The following is a 2,260-nucleotide window of genomic DNA, read 5'->3' on the forward strand; positions in this document are numbered from 1 at the left end:
AGCTTTGACTGCTCTGCAGGGGTTAATTTTATATTCCAGAAGTTAAAGCTCAGGCGTTGTTTTTTTTTCCGACGGTGCGACAAAAATCTCGCAGCAGAGAAGTGCGCCGAGTGTACCGCACACCATCAGCACAGCCATAGGTCTCGCGTCTGCTTCGCCCATGATGCCCACAAGAGGAGCCATGATACCGCCCGAAATCATTGAGAAAAATCCGATAAGAGCTGCGGCGCTTCCTGCCTTCTTCCCCTGCGTGCGCATTGCCATAGAAAAGCTGGACGCGCCCATGACAGAGACTATCGGCACCGCCACGACAAGTGCACCAACAGCAGCCGCAAAGGGTGCATGAAACCATACCACCAGCGCAAAAAGAATACTGCCGATAAAGCCCTGAGTAAGCGCAAAGCGGAGCAACGAGATATCCCTTACCCTTCCCGCAAGACGGGCAGGAACAACACCGAAAATACCTACCACTATACCGATTGCACCGAAAAGGAGACTGTACTCCTGCGGCGAAATGCCATAAATATTTTGAAATACAAAGGACGAGCCTGCGATGTAGGCAAAGAACGCCGAAAAGAAAAAGCACTGCACGAGACACTGCCCGAAAAAAGCCCTGTCACGAAGAAGCTCAACAAAGCTTTTGAAGCTGCCGCCCATACTTTTTATGCGGCGTTCAGCAGGAAGCGTTTCGTCCATGCGTATAGATCCGAGCATAAGCGCGAGTCCGACAAAGCACAGGAAAACGAACACGCCCCGCCACGAAACGAAATAAAGAATCTGTCCTCCAACCACAGGCCCCAGTACCGGAGTGATACCATTCACCAGCATCAAAAGAGAAAAGAAACGCATAAGCTCCGGCCCCGTATACATGTCCCTTGCAACGGCGCGCGCCGTGACGATTCCGAAGGCTCCCGAAAGGCCCTGTATCAGGCGCATAGCCAAGAGGATATAAATATCCGGCGCAAGAGCGCAGCCCAGCGACGAGACCATGAACACCGCCATGCCAACCGCGGACGGATATTTCCTCCCAAAATGGTCGCTGACAGGGCCCGCCAAAAGCTGTCCGATTGCCATGCCTGCCATGGACATGGTAAGAGTCAGCTGAATAAGCGACGCACCGACACCCAGCTCCGTTGTCATCTGCGGCAGTCCCGGCAAATACATATCCGTTGAAAGCGGCGCCATGGCCGCCAACATCCCAAGAAAAAATATATCCTTAATACGAATGCCTGTTTTTACATCATCAGTCAAACAAAATCCACCTTTACTATGAATTGCCTATGCATTATAACGCTTACATTATATTTTTGTCTAAGACAAAATAGAAGTATAGAGTTATAAAGGGCACCGATTATCATTTCAATCAGTGCCCTTTTAATCTGAAACTACAAAAGTGCTTTTTTTACCATTTCTTTATCATTGATTGCCATGTCCAACAAACGGCTCAAAACGCCTGTATATCCGCGCCCCAAAAGCTTTGCCTTCGCTAAAGTTTCTTTAGATATTCTCAACGACAGAACTGATTTTTTACGATCATCTCGCTGTTTCTTCGCCAACACAGCAAATTGTGCCAGTTGCTCATCTGTCAATTCCGGAGCATCATCATCAAATATAATCGGTCGTTTGGCAGCGGAACGAACCTCTTCCTTCACGTCTTTAGGAATCTCCTGCCCCGGATATACAGTCATTTTATGAATTGCCATAGTAAAGCCTCCTTTCTTTTGCAGTAGCCACTCGGGCTGATATTAGCCGAACCGTGTTAGCATCGTCGCGTTCAGTAAACACCACAAATAAAACATCCTCAACTTTGCCGATAGTAATATATCGGTCTTCATCAATGCTGTGCATTTCATCATAAAATTCCAGCCGAGCTTCATCGCTAAATACCCAACCTGCACTCTCAAAAGAAATGCCATGCTTACGCTTATTTATCTCATTTTTGTTGTCGTCCCATTCTATGTTACAACCATCAAATTTCTTTTTCATACATTAAGTATAACTTTATGTATTACGAAAATCAATACTTAGCTACATACATATCAATCGTGAATACTATTGCGTGAGGTTCTTTGTTTCTGTATTATTAGATAAGAAAAATCAATTTTCAAACGGAGGTATTATCATGCGTATTCTCGGCGTAATTCTCGGTGTGCTGCTTCTAGTCGCAGGCTGCTTTGTCGGTATTTACAATTCGCTTAAGACAGCCCGCATCGACGTAGATGCACAGTACGGTCAGGTAGAAAACCAGATTCAGCGGCGC

3 protein-coding genes are annotated in these 2,260 nt (G+C 46.5%); all 3 read right to left on the minus strand.

All coding sequences use genetic code 11. From position 1 onward, the window contains the following. Positions 1 to 42: 42 nt before the first annotated feature. On the minus strand, positions 43 to 1,251 hold the full coding sequence (locus tag ACY69O_RS07300) for a multidrug effflux MFS transporter (protein WP_462332811.1): 1,209 nt from the start codon (positions 1,249 to 1,251) through the stop codon (positions 43 to 45). A 134-nt stretch (positions 1,252 to 1,385) separates the two neighbouring features. Then, positions 1,386 to 1,703, minus strand: a complete 318-nt coding sequence (locus ACY69O_RS07305; protein ID WP_462332812.1) for a BrnA antitoxin family protein — start codon at positions 1,701 to 1,703, stop codon at positions 1,386 to 1,388. Next, positions 1,690 to 1,986 (minus strand): BrnT family toxin, encoded by a 297-nt coding sequence (locus ACY69O_RS07310; protein ID WP_273038155.1) that lies wholly within the window; start codon positions 1,984 to 1,986, stop codon positions 1,690 to 1,692. The genes ACY69O_RS07305 and ACY69O_RS07310 overlap by 14 nt, the downstream gene beginning before the upstream one ends. Positions 1,987 to 2,260 lie beyond the last annotated feature (274 nt).

The sequence above is a fragment of the Schwartzia sp. (in: firmicutes) genome (genome assembly GCF_978017985.1).